General features: G+C 79.1%; 1 pseudogene. It reads left to right on the forward strand.

Annotated elements, in window-relative coordinates:
* A pseudogene (locus tag QWY28_RS24860) lies at window positions 1–220 on the forward strand (hypothetical protein); the annotation flags it as partial.

Genomic DNA, 220 nt, shown 5'->3' on the forward strand with positions numbered 1-220 from the left:
CGAGGCCGCCGACCGGGCGGCCGTCCTGCTCGTCCGCGGCGCCCGTGCCAGCGGGGACTCCGCGGTGGCCGAGCGGCTGCTGCGGCTGGCCGAGACCGAGGGCATCGAGACCATCGCCGTGGTGTGGTCCGGCGCGCCGGCCGACTCGCTCGCCGGGTGCCTGTGGCGGCTCTACCTGCTGCGCTCCTGGGTGCACGCCGAGCCGGTCGCCGTCGCCCGG

The sequence above is a fragment of the Nocardioides oceani genome, from assembly GCF_030412965.1.
Lineage (GTDB): Bacteria > Actinomycetota > Actinomycetes > Propionibacteriales > Nocardioidaceae > Nocardioides > Nocardioides oceani.